Source organism: Nostoc sp. C96, assembly GCF_059384975.1.
In genome coordinates, this window is record NZ_CM182020.1 from 2,086,805 (window position 1) to 2,107,349 (window position 20,545).

Below are 20,545 nucleotides of genomic sequence, written 5' to 3' on the forward strand. Positions count from 1 at the left end.
CAGGTTTGCAAGGAGCAGGTGAAAAGAATCACAAACAGAGAAATTGACCTCAAGATTTTTGTGAAATCCTATGAGTCTAAGTTACTCAATGCTGAACTTGGCAAATTTTCTCATAATAGTGCTTCTATTTTTATGGGTATGAAGCCACTGTGTAGATATAATTCATGTTTTAACCAAATTAATGAATCCAAAAATATTAGTAATTGAAGATGAAATTCAAATCTGTTCCAACATCCAACAGATTTTAAGTTTGTCTGATTTTCAAACCATTTCTGCCAATAATGGCTTAGATGGATTACGTCTTGCTAAATCAGAAAAGCCAGACTTGATCTGCTGTGACATTATGATGCCTGATTTAGATGGCTATGGTGTACTCAAAGCATTAAGGAAAGACCCAGAAACTGATTCTATCCCTGTAATTATGTTGACTGCAAAAGTCGAGCGTGGTGACTTACGTCAAGGTATGGAATTAGGAGCCGATGATTACATCACAAAACCTTTTTCTCCAGAGGAACTTTTGAAGGCAATTGAGATGAGATTGGCACGGGTAGCAAAGCCAAATTTAATGAAACAAAAGTATGAACAAGAACGTCAACACAATATCAAGCTGAAACACGAAATTCAGTCTAACCAACAAAAAATAGAAGAAACGAAACAATTAGCAGATATGCGTCATGAGGTTTTAGAAAAACTCTTACAAGATTTAGGTAATCCTCTTTCTAATATTAATATGGCAGTGTATATGCTGAGGCAGGTGCAATCAGATAATGAACGCGATCGCTACTTAAAGATTTTACAAGAAGAGTATGATCGGGAAATAATGCTTTTGAATGAAATTAAAAATTTACAAGCATTATTAACTCCAGAAAATGCCAAGATTTTGCAAAAATTTAATTTACTACATCATAGTAAATAAATAGTAGGCTATTTCTTAATTGCTCTATTTCAATAAGTATATATTTTTAATGTTATTAGGGTTGTCATTCTATTCCCAAAAGCAATAATTTATCTTTCTAAATCGTAGATGAACACAATTTTGATTATAGAAGACGAACCTCAAGTTCGAGAGAATATCCTGGAAATTTTACAACTTTCTAATTTTGAAACTTTGTCTGCGCCAAATGGCAAGATAGGGTTAGAAATTGCTCAAACACAATTACCAGATTTAATTATCTGTGACATTATGATGCCTGAGTTAGATGGCTACAGTGTGCTATCTGCTCTGCGTCAAAATGAAACAACTATCAATATTCCTTTAATATTTGTGACGGCAAAAGCAGAGCGTTCAGATTTCCGTCAGGGAATGGACTTTGGAGCCGATGATTATTTGACAAAACCATTTACCCCAGAAGAATTACTCAATGCTATTTCTGTACGACTCAAGAAAAAAGCTGTGACTGATCGTCAATCTCAAGCTAAGTTAGATGAACTAAGAATGAACATTATTCACTCATTACCGCATGAAATCAATACACCTTTAAATGGTATTATTGGTATGTCTCAATTATTAATTGAGCATTCGGATATGATTAATGAATCGGAAGAAATTGAGATTGTAGAATCTATTTATACATCTGCCAATCGATTGCATAGATTAGCTCAAAGATTTTTACTATATAGTAATCTGGAATTAATTGCTAGAAATCCCCAAAAAATTCGGCAAATTCAAGAAGAAATAGATAATTGCCTAAGTAAAACAGTTATTAGGGATGCTTGTTTTAAACAAGCGATAACAGTAAATAGAGAGAAAGATTTAAAGTTGTCATTGGTTGAATCTCTTGTAAAAATGCCACAAGAAAAATTGAGTATTATCATTGAAGAATTAATAGATAATGCTTTAAAGTTTTCGTTGCCAAATAGTGAAATTGAAGTATTGAGTCAAGTCAATGATTATCAATATAGATTAGATGTGATTGATCATGGTAAAGGAATGACAGGTGCAGAGATAGATAAGATTGGCGCATTTATTCAATTTAATAGGAAGTTATATGAACAACAAGGTTCTGGCTTAGGATTAGCTATTGTGCAGCATATAGTGAAAATATATCAAGGCGAATTTACCATTAATAGCACTCCCGATCAAGGAACTATTGTTAGCATTTGTTTACCTTGTTGATGAATGAAAATATTAGGGATTATTTTATATCTCTAATATTTTCATTTTTGTTAAATTAAAAATTATCAATATTTCTAAAAAATTTAAATTTTATTTTGTATTTTTAAAAAATAAAGCTCCTAACATTTATGTTAGGAGCAGAGACTCACCCAATGCAAAATCAGATGTTTTGATGTTATATCTTAGTTTTCCTTTAAAATTGTTTACCTGCGATATTGTTAATATAACAACATTATAAACTATTAATAAAGCGAAAAATTACCACACTTTTCATAGATACTATCTAAGTGAAACCACGATAAAACTTTCAGTACAGAAGTAAGTGTTTATCCGCAGCTAAATTGGTTAGCATCCAATATGAATAATGCTGTTCAACACAATAAAAGATGATTTAAATCTGCATTTAACGGAACTATATTAACCTGACTGTTATTGAAAATGATGTAAGGTTTGAGCAAAGACTTTCAAAAACTCCCGCAAAAGCCGATACTGATCAAGTACGCAGTATCCGAGATGATTTATGACAAATTTGCGTAAATTACCTTGTATAATCCTAAAAGTGTCTGTAATTGCAGCAGCATAACAGAAAGTCAAAGAGATGGCACCACCAAAAACTTTCTGTAATCAAAAAGATACAATATCTCCACTCTGGACAAATTATGCTTGCTTGATCAAGCAAACAGATGTATCTTAAAAAATATCTGCTAAATAAAGTCATCGCCAAAAATTATGGAAAACTTTTCCTGTGTGGGCTTAATTCTTTGAGGATTAAGTATTTTTGGTTGTACTGAAATCATGTGGATAATTGATTAGTAAGTAGTAGAAGTTGTGAAAATTCTGCTGGTAGAGGACGATTTACCAACTGCGACCGTACTGAGTGAGGTTCTAAAGGCAGAGTATTATACAGTTGAACTGGCGACAGATGGTCAAAATGGATTAGCTTTAGCAACCTTGTCAAATTTTGACTTGATATTGTTAGATTTGCTGATTCCCAAACTGGACGGAATTAACCTTTGCCGACAACTTCGCGCTCAGGGGATGCAAAAACCCATTCTTTTGCTGACTGCGAAAGATCACAGTGTTGATGTGGTGAAAGGTTTGGATGCAGGTGCAGATGATTATGTCACCAAACCCTACGATATCTCAGAGTTGCTGGCTCGGATCAGAGCATTGCTACGGCGTGGACAGACAGAACTCACGCCTAGTTTGCTGAATTGGGAAAATCTCTGCATCAATACTGTTTCGGCAGAAGTTACCTATCAAGGACAACCTCTATCTTTAAGCCCCAAGGAGTATAGCTTACTAGGGCTGTTTTTGCGCCATCCACAGCGTGTATTTAGCCGCAGTGAGATTATTGATCGCCTCTGGTCAATAGATACTTCACCCAGTGAAGGGGCTGTCACTAATTTAATTAAAGACTTACGCCAAAAGCTGAAAACTGTGGGAATGTCTGCCGAATTACTAGAAACAGTTTATGGCTTGGGTTATCGGCTCAAGACTCCGCCGCCAACTAAACAGAAAAACAAACCAGCAGCGATCGCTTCTATCAACAAAGCCATAGAACGCCACAAAGATACATTTAGCCAACGAGTAAGTTTGCTAGAGCAGGCTGAACAAGCTTTACATCAAGGATTATTGTCGCCCAAACTACGGCAGCAAACTAGTGACGAAGCACACAAACTAGCCGGAACACTAGGCTCCTTTGGCTACGCAACAGGCTCAAAGTTCGCCCAAGCGATTGAGCATTTACTGATTACGGATAAAAATTTAACTTCAAAGGATGCTGTTCAACTATCACAACTAATTGGTCAAATCAAAGAAACACTCACTCAACCTCCCAAACCCGTAACTGTTGAACAATTTACACCGATGAAACTTCCTTTGGTTCTGGCTATCCATGATGAATCTTTTACTTACCAACTGAAAACCGAAGCTGCAAATTGGGGAATGGAGATAGAAGTAGCTGGGAATTGGGAGAGTGTTCAGCAACAAGTGTCTCAACTGCCCAAGGTGATTTTACTCTATTTAAATGAGCAAACATCGATGCCAAAGAGTTTAAAATCGCTGAATAAACTCAAACAACAGTTTCCTACTACACCAATTTTCGTCATAGCAGAGCAAGATAATCTGACACAGCGAGTCGCTGTAGCTCGTTTGGGAATTCAGGGATTTCTCACCACACCGACTACTGCTGAAGTATTTCAGGTAATTACCCAAGTTTTACCTCAATCTCCAGCTAGTGCAGCCAAAGTGATGATTCTAGATGATGATCCAATGATGTTGGAGATATTGAGCAATCTTCTGCAATCGTGGGGACTACAAGTTAAGACCTTAGACAATCCCCAAAAGTTTTGGGAAGCACTTGTTTCTACAACTCCTGACTTATTGATAATTGATTTAGAAATGCCGACATATAGTGGTACTGACTTGTGTCGGGTAGTCCGACAAGATCCGCATTGGGGAAATTTGCCAATTTTAGTAGTCACTGCCCATACAGATATAAAATCAGTTCAACGGGTATTGGCTGCTGGAGCCGATGATTTTATTGGTAAACCTGTGGTCGAGACGGACTTAATCAATCGTGTCATCAGCCGGATTGATCGTTCTCGTGTACAGCAAAAACTCCAAACTTAAAAGCGGAGGATGCAAAGGTGAGGCTCTCCAATGTTTTTGGGAAAAAACAAGCTCACAATCAAAATTTTTTAGTTTTGGGGCGTTAATGGGTGCGATCGCTGTAGGATTATTGTTGACTCAATTGATTGTCCGACCAATACAACAATTGGGTCAAACTAGCTTGGCATTAGCAGATGAACAATGGAATCACAGCATCAAGCAAGATAGTTTCATTGCAGAGATTCAAATTTTGCAACACTCGTTTCATTGGATGTCCCAACAGCTGAAGCAATCTTATAATTCCGTCAAAACTGCTCTACAAGATTCGGAAAAACGCTTTACCAAAGTATTTCGTACTTGTCCTGAAGCAATGAGTATTTTTACTCTAAATGGGCAATGTCTGGATGTGAATGAGGCTTTTATTGAGTTATATGGTTATTCGCGGGAAGAAGTTGTTGGCTGCACAGTAGTAACATTTCAATATTGGGTAAATCAAGGAGAAAACCACAGCTACTTGCAAGATTTGCTCTCAGGTCAAAAAGTTCGTAATCAAGAATTTACAGTTCTGCACAAAACAGGTAAAGTCATTCCAGTGCTGGTTTCAGCCGAAATCATTGAGCTTCAGGGAGAACCACATATAATTGCGGTCACGAAAAATATTAGTAATGTCTACGAAGAACTTCGCTTACGCAAACTTGCAGAATTAGAACTGCGACAGCAAAAAGACTTACGTGAAAGTATTTATAATGAATCGGCAGACGCTTTGTTTTTGGTCGATCCGCAAACACTGTTAATTATTGACTGTAATGATCGAGCCGTAGAACTATTTGAAGCTGACAGTAAATCCCAGCTAATTAATATCCAAGGTCACACGCTTCAGCGTTATCCATTTACTGCGGATGAATTAACAGTAATTACCGCCCAAATGCAGCAAAAAAGTGTTTGGAACCGAGAAATTCAATATGTAACTTGTAAAGGAAATTTGTTTTGGGGTAATCTAGCTGCTAAGAAAGTGGCGATCGCTAACCAAGTTATTCATCTAGTGCGAATATCAGATATTACTGAACAGCAAGCCATTGAGCAAATGAAAAATGAATTTATCTCAATCGTTAGTCATGAACTGCGAACTCCACTGACCGCCATTCAAGGATTTTTAGGGTTGTTGAATACAGGAATTTACGATAACAAGCCAGAAAAAGCCAAACGGATAATTAGACAAGCCTTAACCAATAGCTATCGCCTCGTGCGTTTAGTTAATGATATTTTGGATTTAGAGCGCTTGTCTTCCGGGCGAGTGCCTCTGGTCAAGGAAGTCTGCAATGTTGCAGATTTAATGCACCGAGCCGTGGAGGGATTACAATCAATCGCCCTGACCGCTGAGCTAAAAATCTTTATTAATCATACTAATGCTTGCGTTTGGGCTTCTTTCGATTTAATTATCCAAACCTTAACTAATTTATTAAGCAACGCCATCAAGTTCTCTCCCCGTAACTCAGAGATTACCTTATCTACCCAAACTCAAGCAGAATGGGTGCTTTTTGCAGTCAAAGACCAAGGTAGAGGTATTCCTGCCGATAAACTAGAAACAATATTTGAACGTTTTCAGCAGGTAGATATTTCTGATGCTCATGCTAAAGGCGGAACAGGTCTAGGCTTGGCAATTTGTCAAAGTATTATTCAACAACACAATGGTAGTATTTGGGCAGAAAGTACCCTTGGCGAAGGCAGTACATTTTATTTCACTTTGCCAATATCGGTAAAAGAACTATGAGCAAACGCATTCTTGTTATCGATGACGAAGAATCACTTCGAGATCTAGCCTGCACATGCTTAGAAGATTTGGGCGGCTGGGAGACAATATCCGCCCCATCAGGTCATGAAGGACTTTTACAAGCCCAATATGATGCTTTAGATGTAATTCTCCTTGATGTATCAATGCCTGACATGGATGGCTTTCAATTTTACAAGCAAATCAAAGCGAACCCCAAAACCCACGAAATTCCCATAATTTTGCTCACAGCTAAAGTATTGCCAGATGATTACAAGCGCTTTGCCCAATTGCAAATAGCAGGCGTTATCAATAAACCATTTAATCCAATACTAATTTGTGAACAAATAGCTCAAATGCTTGACTGGAGAGAATAGTTATGGAAGTTAGGAGTGGAGAATAGAAGAATAATGACCATTGAGGAATGACATTCTTATCAGTTTCTTATTTTCTTGATTTAAGCTGAATTCATTCCGTCCAGCTTTTTCAGTATGACAATCAAGACAATATTGTTAATTGATGATGAACCGACTATTCGAGAACTGGTGCAAATTTGTTTAAATGATTTGGTCGGATGGAGGGTCATAACAGCTGCTTCAGCCCAAGCAGCCCTTCAACAACTAGAGATAGAATGTCCTGATGCCATCTTACTTGACGTTGTTATGCCAGGTATGGACATTACTACATTCTTGTACAGATTTCATGAAAGACACTCAGCTAAATTAATTCCAGTAATTCTTTTGAGTGTACTTGCAGATTGGTTTACATCTCAACAACTTCAGCAGCTTGGTGTAGTTGAGGCCATTGCTAAACCCTTTAATCCCTTAACTTTACCAGATCAAATTACGCGTGCTTTAGGGTGGAGTGTGCAGCCTGAATGCGAATCTGTGGTTTAAAAAATAATCAATAAAAAGTCTTATTATTTCCTACTATCTAACAGATTGTGAACTATATACAATTACTTTGCTAAATAACTCTTAATAATTAAAAAAAGTTACCCAAAATAAATACTAGGTTATTAGCAATCATACACAACTAGAATAAATTGTTTCCCTCAAATTCTCGGCATAAATCAAGCATCACAATTTATCTACTAGATTTTATGTACGCCAAAAATTTTGCTACAAAACCTATGAATTTACAGGAACATAAAACTAAGAGAAGAAGAGGCGTTGTACTAACTTCCACCGGGATACAACGTTTACAAGAGGCGATTATATCTTGGGAGGTTATCAAAAATCAAGGATATCGTTTAACCCTAGAAGAACTTAGCAGACAAATCAATATTTCTACTAAAACTTTGACCCGATTATGGTCTTTAAGTAAAGGTGTAGATCAAAAAACTCTTAAATTGTGCTTTAGTGCTTTTAATCTAAAATTACGAGAAGAAGATTACACAGTTTTAAATGGAGAAAACAAAACAGAAGCCTTAGACTTTTTGTCAAAATATTCATATACACCAAAAGATAATTCTTCTCAATTCTCTACTTACAAAATAGAAAACCATTGGTCATACCCAGATGGGCCGATTGCTCTAGATTCTCCTTTATATATCGACCGTCCACCAATAGAAGAAGTAGTTTATCGAGAAATTACTCGACCAGGCTGTGTAATTCGGATTCGCGCTCCTAGACAAATGGGAAAAAGTTCTCTAGTGCTACGTCTTTTAGCTTTTGCTAACCGAAAAAGATATCGCACAGTTAATGTAAATTGCCATCAAATTGATGATCATTGTTTGACTGATTTAAATAAGCTTTTGCGTTGTCTTTGTTGGAAAATTGCCCAACAATTAGACATTGATCCTAATCTTGATAACGAATGGGATGAAGAAATTGGTTATAAGTTAAGCTGTAGCTTTTACTTACAAAAGTATATTCTCCAACAAAGTGACAGTCCTATAGTTTTGGTGTTGAGCGATGTTGATCGCTTTTTTGACTATCCTCATATTACTCAAGAATTTTTTGCTTTGTTGCGTTCTTGGTGCGAAGAAGCACGGCAAAATCAGAATTGGCAAAAGCTGAGATTAGTAGTGGTTTACTCTACAGAACAATATATTTCTCTAAATATTAATCGTTCACCATTTAATATTGGCTTACCAATCCGTTTAAACGAATTTACTCAAACACAGGTAGAAGATTTAGCCAGAAAATACGAGTTAGACTGGAGTCCTGGTCAAGAATCTGCTCAATTAATGTCTTTGGTTGGTGGTCATCCGGCTTTGATTCAATTAGCCTTGTATCATCTGGCCTCTTGTACTCTCACTCTCCCAGATTTGATTAGAGAGGCGATCGCTAATGGTGGTATCTATCGTCATCACCTATGGCGACACTGGATTAAACTACAAAGCAATCCTCATTTAGTCAAAAAATATACTGAACTTGTAACACAACCAGGAAGCTTGACGCTTGATCCTGTGGATGCTTATAAACTCGAAAGTTTAGGATTGATTTGTTTTGAGGGCGATCGCATCCTACCTCGTTGCGAACTCTATCGCACTTATTTTAAAAAACAACTATATACAACAATGGTTTAGCCTAGTATGGGTATAGGATTTCTTACCAGTGTTAAGGTCGGTTCATCAGAAAGAAGATAGTCAGAGATGATTTATAAAGTAAATTGAACTTCCTCATATTTACTTTATAAATGGTCTCTAATTGACCACAAGCGATGGAGATAGGTGCGATCGTTTAACTTTCGCCTCTACAATATTCATTCAGCAGCATCAAGAGAAAAAATAAAAACAGCTAAGGAGTCTTAGCTGTTCCGGCTGAAAGGTTCTATTATTTGCAGGTTAATAGATGCTGAGATGCAATGCCCTCTCTCGCCGGAGGTATTAATTTTGTCTGTCTGTGTGTAGTTGGCTATTGAGTAATGTGACGTGAGTTCGACGGATTGAAAAAATCCCTCTCCAAACCTCTCCCCCACGGGTGGAGGCGTTGAAAATATGATTTTTTCGTTCAAAAATAGTAAGATTTTGCTCCTTTCTGCGTCGGAGCGAAAAGTTGAGCCAGTGCGTTGGACGGGTTCCCCGGCATAAAGCAACTGGCGTTGCGCGTCCGGGTTTCCCGGCGCAAAACTTTTCAAGACAGAGGGGTTGGGGTGAGGTTCGTCGAATTCACGTTAATGTTAAGCAGAAGCAGTATATAAATAGTCTTGATTTATACCTAGCATTATATTTAACTATTACAAAACATTACAAAATTTGTCATAATATTGGGTTTGCAACAGTCTTTTAGCACTCCTATTTTTCTATAGGTGTGAACTTTATTTGCCGTAAAAAACCCATGAGTCAAATAGTCTGGATCGCAAGACACGCCAACCGCCTCGACTTTGTAAATCCTGATTGGTTCCTCACCGCCGAACGACGCTACGATCCGCCTTTATCTGACGATGGTTTCGTGCAAGCAAAACAATTAGCCCAACGCTTGAAAACCGAGAAAATTACCCATATTTTTGCTTCTCCCTTTTTACGAACGGTGCAAACAGCCAATGCTGTGGCTGAAGCCTTGGATTTATCCATCAAATTAGAAACAGGCTTGAGCGAATGGTTAAATCCTGAATGGATGACGGAAGAACCAGAAAGACTTTCTGTTCTAGCTTTAAAAGAACTATTTCCCAGGATTGATCCTAGCTACACACCGCGTATTGCGGCCAAATACCCCGAAACACATGAGCAAGTACGCGCACGTTCAGGACAAACTGCTAGATGTCTAGCAGCAGAATTCTTTCCAGAGCATATCTTATTGGTAGCACATGGTGCTTCTGTGCTAGGGGCGGCAATGGGGTTAGTTGGTGAAGTTGCCAAAACTGAAGTTAAGGCTTCCTTATGTTCTTTAGTCAAGGTTGTGCTTCAAGGCCCAGAATGGTTGCTAGAACTAAAAGGGGATACTGCTCATTTAAATCAAGTAGAAGAAGTGATCCGATTTGCGTAAATTCCCCAACAAGGCAGAAGACTAGAGTTACATATCAAGAAAAGATTAAATATTAATCTAGTCTTACCCAGATTTCTGCCTCAATTTTGAATTGACTTTATTAAGACTTACGCAGTGATACACAATAGCTTAGGGTGAAATGACACATTTTTCTACGTAAGTTTTATCAACAAAAACCACAACTAAATTACTCAGTGTTGATTTATGACTTTGTTACTAGCAGGAGATATCGGCGGCACAAAAACCATTTTGCGATTAGTGAAAACCTCAGATACACAAGGTTTACAGACTATTTATGAGGACAGTTATCGCAGTGGGGATTTTCCTGATTTAGTGCCGATAGTACAGCAGTTTTTACTCAAAGCAAATACAGGAACTCCCCAAAAAGCTTGTTTTGCGATCGCTGGGCCAGTAGTCAATAACACAGCGAAATTAACTAACCTTGCATGGTATTTAGATACCGAACGTCTGCAACAAGAATTGGGTGTTGCGGCAATTTCACTGATTAATGACTTTGCCGCTGTTGGCTATGGTATTTTCGGTTTAAGTACAGAAGATTTACTGACTTTACAACCAGGGAAACAAAAACCAGCAGCACCCATCGCTGTAATTGGTGCAGGTACTGGCTTAGGACAAGGCTTTTTGATGAAGCAGGGAGATCATTATCAAGTTTTTCCTTCCGAAGGTGGTCATGCCGACTTTGCCCCTCGCAACGAGTTAGAATTTCAACTGATGAAATATTTGCTGGATAAACATGATATCCAGCGTGTGTCTGTAGAACGCGTTGTTTCTGGTTTGGGTATTGTGGCGATTTACCAATTTCTGCGCGATCGCAAACATGCGACAGAATCTCCAGAAATTGCCCAAGCTGTGAGAACTTGGGAACAAGAAGCCGGACAGCAGGAGAAAAGCATCGATCCTGGTGCTGTGATTGGTAAAGCCGCAGTGCAGAAAAGCGATCGCCTCTCGGAACAAACTTTACAACTATTTGTTGATGCTTACGGTGCAGAAGCCGGAAATCTCGCCTTAAAACTTTTACCTTACGGTGGCTTGTACATCGCTGGTGGAATTGCACCGAAAATTCTACCTTTAATTCAAAACGGTAATTTCTTATTGAACTTTACTCAAAAAGGCCGAATGCGTTCTCTTTTAGAAGAAGTACCAGTATATATTATTCTCAACCCCCAAGTAGGATTAATAGGTGCAGCGTTGTGTGCAGCGAGGTTATAACAGTAACATCATCAGTGATATCTGCATCAGCAAAGCTAAAACTATGACATTCAAAAAATTGTTACCATTCATAGCTGCCACACTTGTTTGTGGTAGCTGTTTTATTGTGGAAGCACGCCAACCCCAGCAACCAGCAACTAAAAAGCCAGAAATTGCGGCGCAACCAGTCCAACCAAAATGGAAGTTATTTCGTGCGCCTGATGGACGTTTTACAGTATTAATGCCAGGAACACCTAGTAAAGAAACCCAAACCCAAAAAACTTATATGGGGGAAATAGATTTAGAAATCTTCTTTGCTCAACCACCAAAACAGCAAGTTGCCTACGTAGTTGTTTATAATGAGTTTCCTCACAGTTACGGTACATTGACCAATCCCCAAACCATATTAGAGCAAGCACAGGCGATGGTTTTAAAAACTACGAAAAGTAATTTAATTCGTCAGCGTAATATTCGTAGCTCCAATGGTCATCCTGGCAAAGAAATTGAGTTTGTGAATGCCGGAGGTAAAATTACCAGAAGTCGGATGTATGTTGCCGAAGGTAGACTTTATCAAGTTATGGCGATTACCACGAAAAAGCAACAACAAACTCTCAGCAAAACTATTACAGGTTATTTGAATTCCTTCCAAGTCGTTTTGAGATAGCGAGATCATCTATCGCCTTGGATTTTTAAGTCTGAGGCGATCGCTTTACCTCAATCTCTCACAGAAAAAGTTAATCATTAATTATAATCGAAGTCAGATAAGCAAGCGTAGGCTCCTGCGATACTATTTTTATAATGTAAACCACATCACATAAATTTATGGAGCCAGACTCTCTACCAACCGAGGTGATACTGACGCACCCGCGTCAGTCCCTCGGTAAAGTGCAACTTGACTGGACACCCCAACCGGGAAACTATCTTGATTTTCAAGGTAAAACCTACGCTGTACTAGAGCGTCGCCATCGATATCAATTTAAATATGGGCGTTATCGACTTTATAATATAGCCCTCTACGTGCAGTTTGCTCAAAGACCAGCCGAAAAAACTTTGGTAGATGGCCGTTGGGTAGTTGGTGATGCAACTTGTATTTATAACGCTAAGTCAGAAATTGTGCGCTGTGCAGTCAACCCCCACGGCCCTTGCCAGGATTGTCGCTACTATGAAAAAGTATGAAGTCTGTAGACCCGCAGGGGCTTGCCGAAGGCTAGTCTGAAAGTTTTCATACTCCATATTATTTCAAAACTTCGCCTATCGTTAAACGCGTCCCATTGACAAAATCCCATCCCGACTGGGGACGTTTACCAGCTAACTGAACCTCCCGTAATAATAATAAACCTGCTCCAGTTTGGGCGATCGCTCCTATTCCCTTGGCAATGCTTACTATTTCTCCTGGACTACCAGATATATTGGATAAATCAGGCAATTTTTGACATATTTTTGCTAATTCTGGTGGTATTTCTTCAGCGTAAGCAGAACCAAGGGGAAGGGTAGCTGTAATTTTGAGAGTCTGATTCCGAAACGTTGTGCAGCAGTTAGGATAGAAACCCCGAATTTGATTGTGTAATTGTATAGCGCTCTTTGACCAATTTAACTCGTAATCTTGCTTTTGTATCAAAGGTGCATAAGTAGCTTCTGCGTTATTTTGCGTAACTGGTTGAATTTCTTGCAGCTTCAGTTTTAACAAAGTTTCTATTAATAAATCTCCACCAATTGTCGCTAATCTCTCGGCTAAATTATCAGCATTATCTAACAAGCTAATAGGTGTGGTTGCTTTTAGTAACATATCCCCTGTATCCATACCAACATCCATTAACATTGTGGTAATTCCTGTTTCTGCTTCACCATTACATATAGACCACTGAATCGGAGCCGCACCGCGATACTTCGGTAAAATTGAGCCATGCACATTAATGCAACCCAATTTAGGCATCTTCAAGATTTTTTTCGACAAAATCTGTCCGTAAGCTACCACAACAAATACATCGGCTGCTGTTTGTTGCAACTGGGTTAAAGTTTCACTATCTTTTTTGACTCGCTCTGGTTGCCACACTGGCAAATTATGATTGAGAGCAAGTGTTTTTACAGGTGAAGGAGTAAGTTTGTTTCCACGTTCTCGACGTTTATCCGGTTGAGTAACTACTGCCAAAATTTCAAATTCTGGATGATTCAGTAATTTTTCTAGAGTAGGAATAGCAAATTCAGGAGTGCCAAAAAATACAACTTTCATTAATCAATAATCAATAGTTAATAGTCAATAGGTAATAATTACTTAGTTACTTATTATTATCCTCCTTAATTCCCTATTTTCTCTATAAAGTTGGCGAAACGAAGTTTTATTGATAAACTAAAAATAATTTAACCCAATATGTTGATAAATTGATATCAACTTGATACTTTATTTAGTAGGCTGATTCAGCTAGAGACAAAAAAAGCGCTTTGTGAGGTTTACCAAAGCAAAGTAGCTAGTCGGTTTTTCCTAAAATGCAGTTACAAGTCCATCTGCACTTTTCCAATTGTTACAGTTAGATATTAATTTACTCCCAGGGGTGGATACTAACTCGGTTTTTCGAGTATTATATGTTGTGCGTCAGCTTTCCCAGCTTTTAAAGTAACGCCTCACTCACTTTCAACGTTACCGGGGTCTGCACTGTTGTAGCAGGGATCATGGGAGCCTCCTGCGGCTTGGCAGTTGCTAAAGTCTATCCCAACAGTTCAGCTATTTGCTCTACCTGTAGGCTGCTAGTACAAAAAGGCTGAAGTCTGAAATAAAGAAACCTGTATAGTGAGCTTTTGAGCAAATTATAATTGGTGCTTTATTGCCGCCAATCTGTACTAGTATTTGTAGCCAACATCATGCGCCTTATGCTTCTTAATTAATTATCAGTTTTCTGGTGTGGTTAATGATGGGTGAAAGGCGTAAAAGTTGAGTTTATGCAGTAATTTTGCGATTAATCTGCATTAACTTTGTATTGGCAAAACTTTCGTAAATAAATAGTATTTATTCAGCAAAAGGTGTAGCTAATGATAATCAATTTATGTGACGCAATGCAAATTTAAAAAAATTATTGCTCACAACTCGTAAAAACCATGAGTTTATTGTTATACCTGTAGTCATCACCTTTTTTCTTGCTACATAGACATCGATTGCTCCTCACACAGCACCCGCACTTCTAGAGAGTCCACACATGCTCAAACCCCTCTTGCTGTCAGGATGGTTCCGTGTGCAACCATTTCTTAATTCTGTTGTTGTAGTGATGCTGATTGCTCCTTTAATTGCTGCATCAGGTCACTCTACCTCTGCTAAACAATCAAAAGTAGTAGCTAAAATTACTCCTGATGCGGGAGAATCTGAAGCTGTACCTCAAGAGACGGCTAATTTTGGTGAGCCTGATTTAGCAGGAATGTTTCAAGATGCTCCGCACAACTCCAGCACCGGAGAATCTACTGCATTTTCACAGAAATTGGCTGTAGTTGGGGAACAGCCAGTGATACAAGCACAAAAAATCGAGTCTTTAGTAGTAGCAGATTATGCAATCAAAAATGGCTCTCATACAAGCGGTGATATAACTACTACTGATCCTTTAGCAGCAGTAGAACTGGCTCCAATTCCCAACATCAACGTTAATGATCTCAAGTTAGCGACAAAATTACAAGCCGCTGAGATTGAGTCGTTAAGGCAAGAAGATTATTTTGCATCTGCAAAAAATGCTCTTGTCGGCTCATCAGCATTAAATCGCATTCCAGGGGTTGTACCAATGCCCCAAGAGTCAGAATCAGAATCTACCACTGATGAACCCGCAATGGAATTCCCTAGCGATGAGCAAGCAGAACAAGTAGATCCTATTGGTAGTCCCCATCCAATTCCTTGGAAATGGATTGTGGCAAATCAAGAAGCAATTGGCGCAAAAGGTAATAGTGGAGTGCGCTATTACCGGAGTTTACCCGTGGTTTCTCCTGATGGTAAGTATGCTGTTTACAGCCGGGTGCAAATGGAGGTTAAACCGGAAATGTATAACAGCCGTGTTAGCAGTACGATGTTTGTTGAAGATAGACAAACTAAGAAATTGCGGGTAATGGCTTCAACTTCGCAAGTCAAAGATCCGTTATTACATAGTAATGTTGCACCACCAGAACAGATCCAAGAAAATGGCAAAATTGGGGTATTGGTTCCTGTTAGCTGGTCAGAAAAAAGCGATCGCTTTTTAGCACGTAAGTTTGAGGGTGTATTCAATACAGGCGACGCAACAGATCGTGCAGTTATCTGGGATCGGCAAAAAAATCACACTAACACTGTTGCTCCATCTCGCCAGGAAGAAGAGCATGAAAAAATTGCGGTGTTACTAGGTTGGAGTAAAAACCAACCAGATCACGTACTGTTCCGCGAAGGAGAAATGGGTGAAGAAGAATGGCCTCTGGTAAAAGTTGCTACTGATGGTAAGACAGTAAATACAACAGATGCCGATCAGCCTGTAACTTTTGGTGATCAGACAGAAGTGTGGTCAGGGCCACAAGTTGCAACTCGATAATTGCTAAAGTATATTAAAAATAATATTTATTCCCGTTATTAACTGTAGTAATAACGGGAAATTTTTTTTGAATAGCGATGTAACTATAAGCTTGATTAACTTGTCAAATTTTGAAACTTTGCATTCTTTTTCCATTATTCAGCAAACCTAACTTTTGGGAGAGTTGTAAAGATTTTACCCAAGTTTGTTCTGATAGCTGGGAAATTGCATTTGCTGATAAGGTGGCGGTAAAAGTATCTTTATCGCTTGTAACATCACTAACATCGAAACTTTGTAAAATTGCGATCGCCGTCTCGGAAATTGGTTCAGTATGGATGAATACCGTTAAACTCGGTGTTCCTGGATCTTGAACATCATTAAGTGCCATCGCCAGTGCTGCACCTAGCTTTTGATAGTTCATAAGTATTTCCTTCGTAAAAGGGTAGGCAGTTGAAAACTTGCCTAAGACTAAGCTATCAAATTTTGAGGTTTTAATTACCTACCCTTATACAGACGTAATACACCAATCTATACGCCTTATTACAGATTTTCGGTATTAATCAAGCCATAACCCCATTTGTTATCAAAGGTTCCAGCTGGTTTGCCAGGAATTGAACTGTTTTTACGGAATAACTCTTTGATAGCTTGGGGATCTAAATTGCGATCGCGTTGCAATAATAATGCTACCAACCCTGTAACAAAAGGTGTCGCCATACTAGTGCCAGCCATCGCCAAAAACTTAGAATTAATCGTCATCGAACGGTCAGCATTGGCATTAGAAGATAGAGCAGACACAATCATTGCTCCAGGCGCAGCAACGTCCGGTTTTTGGCTATCATTACGTAACGGCCCTTCACTACTGAACTCAGAAATGCAGTTGGGTTCTAAACCCATTTCTCGCACTTGGTTATCAATATCTGTGTACTTAACTTTGGTGGTGTAAGCTGCAACGGTAACTGCACTGTCAGCACATCCAGGTGCGCCAATTTTCACGGAATCTTTGACACTATTACCTGTAAAAAACACTGAGGAAGTATCATCTAATGTCCATACATCTAAGCGGGCATCATTGGAAGATGTGTTACGGACTCTTAGCTGCCAAATCCCACCCATAACTGGAGACGGGCCATTTCCGCGAATCTGCACATAGAAATTATAGTCGCCGTTGGACGCATCTGGGCCGGGCGTGACAATTTGCACCCGTGCATCGGGGAGTTGATGATCTACGGCTGGGTTCCCGTTAGGAATAATTTTTTGGAAAGGAGTCACAAACCCGTTAGGACTGCGTAAGGAAACTTCTAATTGACTGTCTTTGGCATACCAAGCATTCAGCCAAACAATACCGACTTGATTTAACGGCACATTAAACCGCATTCCCCGCATCTTCCCACTGGCGACAATGGCTTGACCATGAATATTGTCGTTGCCTTCGTTACCAGCTGCACAGCAAACAATTCTGCCAGGGCCAGTTTCTGCGTCAATCACTTTAGAAAGAGAGTCGCTACCATCGTGAGCATCGGCGTGTCCACCTAAACTGAGATTGACTACTGCTGGCCGTCCTAACTCACCAGCTACTCGAAAAATATAGCGAACAGCATCAGCAATGTGGGCATCCTGTAAGTCAGATTTGACAATTACTAATTCTGCGTCTGGTGCGACACCACCGTAGGTAACATCAGCACCAGACGCGATACCTGCAACATGAGTACCATGACCCTCAGTATCTTGAGAAACAGTGAGTAAGGCATCTGTTAATTCCGCACCATAACCACCTTCTTTAACTCCTGGCCCCGGTAGGGTTTGATCCCATAACCGTAAAATCCGTCCAGCAAAAGCAGGATGTTTCGGATCAATCCCACTGTCAACCACACCGATAATTACACCCTTGCCAGTCAGTCCAGTTTTGTTCTTAAATTCTGGTAATTTTACGGCTTGGGGAGCAACATCCATCCGTAGTTTGAGTTTGCGCGATGGTTTAATCCGCTGGATGGCTGGTTCTTCTGATAAAGCATCTAAACTTTCAATGGGGAGGAAAGCTGTACGCACATGACCTGCATTTTGATTAATTTCTATGCCATATTGTGCCAAGTGGCTTAAATCTGCGTCATCGTCACAGTAGATAAACACCAGACTTTTGGTAGGCTTGACGATGCTTTTGGGTGCCATGATCCCCAGCGATCGCTTGTGTATCATTAAAGCTGGTAGCCCTTCATGTTGATAATCTTCCACTGCCAACAGCAGCCCAGGAGAAAGTTTTTCGTGTCTCATTGTGGTTTTAACCTCTATAATCTTGGGAAAAACAGTAATTTTTTCAGTACGAAAATTCACCCTAAATTAGTAAAAATTAGGTGATGTTTGTTGCTTTATTTGTGGATAGTTTATGGTTATCTATGGTTTTACTAGATAGCCATAAATCAGTTTATGAATAAATCAATAACTCATAAAGTTTAATGCGAAAGTTTTCATTTCTCTCTAATTTTTATGAATTATTTCTCTCCTCATTTGATGTTGTTGTAACTGCTGAAATATCCTAGTGTCAATAAATATAGTAGAGATGATTAGCTGAATTACTTGGTCATGAGTATCTAAATTAAATGTTTGTTTCAGAAGTGCTTTTTAGTAATTCAGTGACAGTCTCGATGATTACGGAAAAGTTATAAATTTGCTCGTTTTGGGAAGATACATCTTTTGGCGATGAATAGGTAGCGGTAAGAGTTTATTTTATGTAATTCCTAAATGTTATAAATAAACATCAAGAATTATAAAGCTAAAACTTCGTAGTAATTAATACAAAATTGGTGAGAAATAACTCGTAGAGCAAGTTATGTAAAGTCAGCTTTTCATCCTATCAAGCGTCAACAATTTATCTATAGATAGTCATTTTCTCGTCATATTTGTTGCTAAGACTAAAAACAAATCCAGCAAAGATCAAAGCTTTGTTGATTCATTCATGTTTTTGGGAGGCAAAATGGCTTCAGGTAAACTCCAGCACGCTATTGGCATATTTGGCGATCGCCAAATTGTACTACAAGCGATCGCCGAATTAAACAATACGCGCTTTTCGATGAATAAAATTTCTGTAATTACTCGCCAGCCTGAACTTGACGAGACTAAGACCAGAGAAAATAATATTACTCAATCTGAAGGGGCAACTATAGGTGCATTAGCAACTGCGAGAACAGCTGGGTTACTTACCTTAGTCGCAGGTTTTGGGATTTTGCTGATTCCTGGGTTTGGCCCAGCCCTCGCTGTCGAGTCTGCCTTAGCTACACTTTTAGGGAGTGGTGCTAGTGCAGCAGCTGGCGGAATCATTGGTGCGCTGCGGGGTTGGTTTTTGCCGGAAGAAGCAGCGCAACTTTATCATGACCAAGTATTTCAGGGTAATTATTTAGTAACTATAGAAGGCACAGAAGCAGATATTATTCATGCTGAACCAATTTTGCAACGTTGGGGTATCCAGGAATGGCGTGTTGTTGATGTGCCTCAAAGTTGAAATAGTATAGTGATACCATTTCACGAAAAAAATGATACAGATTTATGAGTTTTTCATTCTTTCCCCCTGCTCCCTGCTCCCTGCCCCCTGCGGTCTATTTGTATCAAACTTAAAGTGAAACGGTATGAGTACCAAAGTATTTCTCCCAATATCCAACAAGCTCGTCAAATTCACTTTATTGTTAACCTGTAAAGGAGAAAGTTTTTGAGTATCAGGAGTAGCCATGTACGTGCTAGTTGGTGGAGCAGGCTTAGTAGGGCTTTCTTTAGCTCAAAAATTGGTAGAACTAGGGCATACTGTTGCCGTCATTGATATAGAGCCTACAGCTTGTCGCTATGCCCGTGAACAAGTGGGAGCAATGGCTTTTGAAGGCAGTGCTGTGAGTACAGAAGTTTTGTTAGAAGCCGGAATTCGTAAAGCCGATGCCTTAGTAGCAGTCCTGAGAAGTGATGCGTTGAACTTGGCAATGGTAACTCTTGCCAAACACTACGGTGTGACGCATATTTTGAGTCGGTTACGTCATGGTGATTTTGCAGAACCACTGCGTTTAGCAGGAGCTAACCATGTAATTAGCACCGTTGAACTATCCGTTTCCACAATGGTAAATGCCATTGAATATCCGCAAGTAGAATCAATGATGCACTTTGAGCAAGGGCAGATTGAAGTTTTAAAACTGGCGATTCCCAATAATTGTTATGTAGTCAATCGCAGCCTAGCTGAAATAGCGCAAGATGCTCGATTTCCTAATGGCTCTTTGATTATTGGTTATCAACCTCACCCCCACGAAGACTTGATGATTCCTAACGGTAGTACAGTTCTAGAACCTGGTTCGACTGTATTGATTGCGACTAAGCCAGGAACTGTACATCAAGTCATTGATTTTATCGAGGGTTGTAAGTAATTTGC

The 20,545-nt window shown here is 39.1% G+C and carries 17 protein-coding genes; 14 read left to right on the forward strand and 3 right to left on the reverse strand.

Annotation, left to right across the window (positions count from 1 at the left end):
- Window positions 1–181 precede the first annotated feature (181 nt).
- From AC504W_RS08990 to AC504W_RS09040, 11 genes are all read left to right on the forward strand, one after another.
- On the forward strand, window positions 182–916 hold the full coding sequence (locus AC504W_RS08990) for a response regulator transcription factor (RefSeq protein WP_494877447.1): 735 nt from the start codon (window positions 182–184) through the stop codon (window positions 914–916).
- Window positions 917–1,024: 108 nt separating this feature from the next.
- Complete coding sequence (locus AC504W_RS08995; protein WP_494877448.1) at window positions 1,025–2,116, forward strand: hybrid sensor histidine kinase/response regulator; 1,092 nt, start codon at window positions 1,025–1,027, stop codon at window positions 2,114–2,116.
- A gap of 828 nt (window positions 2,117–2,944) precedes the next feature.
- The gene (locus AC504W_RS09000; protein ID WP_494877449.1) at window positions 2,945–4,750 is read left to right on the forward strand and encodes a response regulator; all 1,806 of its coding nucleotides are present in this window, start codon (window positions 2,945–2,947) and stop codon (window positions 4,748–4,750) included.
- 85 nt (window positions 4,751–4,835) lie between these two features.
- Entirely contained in the window at window positions 4,836–6,500 is a 1,665-nt protein-coding gene (locus AC504W_RS09005; RefSeq protein WP_494879598.1) for an ATP-binding protein, read from the forward strand.
- Window positions 6,497–6,874 carry a response regulator gene (locus AC504W_RS09010; RefSeq protein ID WP_494877452.1) on the forward strand — a complete coding sequence of 126 codons (378 nt, stop codon included), beginning with the start codon at window positions 6,497–6,499 and terminating at the stop codon, window positions 6,872–6,874. Before AC504W_RS09005 ends, AC504W_RS09010 begins: the two co-directional genes overlap by 4 nt.
- A 114-nt stretch (window positions 6,875–6,988) precedes the next feature.
- Complete coding sequence (locus tag AC504W_RS09015) at window positions 6,989–7,393, forward strand: response regulator (RefSeq protein ID WP_494877453.1); 405 nt, start codon at window positions 6,989–6,991, stop codon at window positions 7,391–7,393.
- A 236-nt stretch (window positions 7,394–7,629) separates the two neighbouring features.
- Window positions 7,630–9,030 carry an AAA-like domain-containing protein gene (locus AC504W_RS09020; protein WP_494877454.1) on the forward strand — a complete coding sequence of 467 codons (1,401 nt, stop codon included), beginning with the start codon at window positions 7,630–7,632 and terminating at the stop codon, window positions 9,028–9,030.
- A 751-nt stretch (window positions 9,031–9,781) separates the two neighbouring features.
- Window positions 9,782–10,429 (forward strand): histidine phosphatase family protein, encoded by a 648-nt coding sequence (locus AC504W_RS09025; RefSeq protein WP_494877455.1) that lies wholly within the window; start codon window positions 9,782–9,784, stop codon window positions 10,427–10,429.
- A 204-nt stretch (window positions 10,430–10,633) separates the two neighbouring features.
- On the forward strand, window positions 10,634–11,659 hold the full coding sequence (locus AC504W_RS09030; protein ID WP_494877456.1) for a glucokinase: 1,026 nt from the start codon (window positions 10,634–10,636) through the stop codon (window positions 11,657–11,659).
- Between the two features lie 43 nt (window positions 11,660–11,702).
- Window positions 11,703–12,302 carry a hypothetical protein gene (locus AC504W_RS09035; RefSeq protein ID WP_494877458.1) on the forward strand — a complete coding sequence of 200 codons (600 nt, stop codon included), beginning with the start codon at window positions 11,703–11,705 and terminating at the stop codon, window positions 12,300–12,302.
- A 158-nt stretch (window positions 12,303–12,460) separates the two neighbouring features.
- Entirely contained in the window at window positions 12,461–12,814 is a 354-nt protein-coding gene (locus AC504W_RS09040; protein ID WP_096575376.1) for a DUF6464 family protein, read from the forward strand.
- A gap of 58 nt (window positions 12,815–12,872) precedes the next feature.
- Here the strand turns inward: AC504W_RS09040 and fmt are convergent, their stop codons facing one another.
- Entirely contained in the window at window positions 12,873–13,868 is a 996-nt protein-coding gene (gene fmt, locus AC504W_RS09045) for a methionyl-tRNA formyltransferase (RefSeq protein ID WP_494877459.1), read from the reverse strand.
- Window positions 13,869–14,826: 958 nt separating this feature from the next.
- Here fmt and AC504W_RS09050 point away from each other — a divergent pair.
- On the forward strand, window positions 14,827–16,167 hold the full coding sequence (locus AC504W_RS09050) for a hypothetical protein (protein WP_494877460.1): 1,341 nt from the start codon (window positions 14,827–14,829) through the stop codon (window positions 16,165–16,167).
- A gap of 103 nt (window positions 16,168–16,270) precedes the next feature.
- On the opposite strand, the gene AC504W_RS09055 is transcribed toward AC504W_RS09050, so the two are convergent.
- Complete coding sequence (locus AC504W_RS09055; protein WP_494877461.1) at window positions 16,271–16,567, reverse strand: hypothetical protein; 297 nt, start codon at window positions 16,565–16,567, stop codon at window positions 16,271–16,273.
- 119 nt (window positions 16,568–16,686) lie between these two features.
- Window positions 16,687–18,414, reverse strand: coding sequence for a S8 family peptidase (locus tag AC504W_RS09060; protein ID WP_494877463.1), 1,728 nt, complete (start codon window positions 18,412–18,414; stop codon window positions 16,687–16,689).
- 700 nt (window positions 18,415–19,114) lie between these two features.
- Between AC504W_RS09060 and AC504W_RS09065 the strand changes: the two genes are divergently transcribed.
- Window positions 19,115–19,639, forward strand: a complete 525-nt coding sequence (locus tag AC504W_RS09065; RefSeq protein ID WP_494877464.1) for a hypothetical protein — start codon at window positions 19,115–19,117, stop codon at window positions 19,637–19,639.
- 223 nt (window positions 19,640–19,862) lie between these two features.
- Window positions 19,863–20,540 (forward strand): potassium channel family protein, encoded by a 678-nt coding sequence (locus tag AC504W_RS09070; RefSeq protein WP_494877465.1) that lies wholly within the window; start codon window positions 19,863–19,865, stop codon window positions 20,538–20,540.
- Window positions 20,541–20,545: the final 5 nt, after the last annotated feature.

What these genes read in the sequence shown, in the direction of transcription:
- AC504W_RS08990 (WP_494877447.1), top strand. Translation starts at nt 182, where the DNA reads ATGAATCCAAAAATATTAGTAATTGAAGATGAAATTCAAATCTGTTCC.
- AC504W_RS08995 (WP_494877448.1), top strand. Translation starts at nt 1,025, where the DNA reads ATGAACACAATTTTGATTATAGAAGACGAACCTCAAGTTCGAGAGAAT.
- AC504W_RS09005 (WP_494879598.1), top strand. Translation starts at nt 4,836, where the DNA reads ATGGGTGCGATCGCTGTAGGATTATTGTTGACTCAATTGATTGTCCGA.
- AC504W_RS09010 (WP_494877452.1), top strand. Translation starts at nt 6,497, where the DNA reads ATGAGCAAACGCATTCTTGTTATCGATGACGAAGAATCACTTCGAGAT.
- AC504W_RS09015 (WP_494877453.1), top strand. Translation starts at nt 6,989, where the DNA reads ATGACAATCAAGACAATATTGTTAATTGATGATGAACCGACTATTCGA.
- AC504W_RS09020 (WP_494877454.1), top strand. Translation starts at nt 7,630, where the DNA reads ATGAATTTACAGGAACATAAAACTAAGAGAAGAAGAGGCGTTGTACTA.
- AC504W_RS09025 (WP_494877455.1), top strand. Translation starts at nt 9,782, where the DNA reads ATGAGTCAAATAGTCTGGATCGCAAGACACGCCAACCGCCTCGACTTT.
- AC504W_RS09030 (WP_494877456.1), top strand. Translation starts at nt 10,634, where the DNA reads ATGACTTTGTTACTAGCAGGAGATATCGGCGGCACAAAAACCATTTTG.
- AC504W_RS09035 (WP_494877458.1), top strand. Translation starts at nt 11,703, where the DNA reads ATGACATTCAAAAAATTGTTACCATTCATAGCTGCCACACTTGTTTGT.
- AC504W_RS09040 (WP_096575376.1), top strand. Translation starts at nt 12,461, where the DNA reads ATGGAGCCAGACTCTCTACCAACCGAGGTGATACTGACGCACCCGCGT.
- fmt (WP_494877459.1), bottom strand. Translation starts at nt 13,868, where the DNA reads ATGAAAGTTGTATTTTTTGGCACTCCTGAATTTGCTATTCCTACTCTA.
- AC504W_RS09050 (WP_494877460.1), top strand. Translation starts at nt 14,827, where the DNA reads ATGCTCAAACCCCTCTTGCTGTCAGGATGGTTCCGTGTGCAACCATTT.
- AC504W_RS09055 (WP_494877461.1), bottom strand. Translation starts at nt 16,567, where the DNA reads ATGAACTATCAAAAGCTAGGTGCAGCACTGGCGATGGCACTTAATGAT.
- AC504W_RS09060 (WP_494877463.1), bottom strand. Translation starts at nt 18,414, where the DNA reads ATGAGACACGAAAAACTTTCTCCTGGGCTGCTGTTGGCAGTGGAAGAT.
- AC504W_RS09065 (WP_494877464.1), top strand. Translation starts at nt 19,115, where the DNA reads ATGGCTTCAGGTAAACTCCAGCACGCTATTGGCATATTTGGCGATCGC.
- AC504W_RS09070 (WP_494877465.1), top strand. Translation starts at nt 19,863, where the DNA reads ATGTACGTGCTAGTTGGTGGAGCAGGCTTAGTAGGGCTTTCTTTAGCT.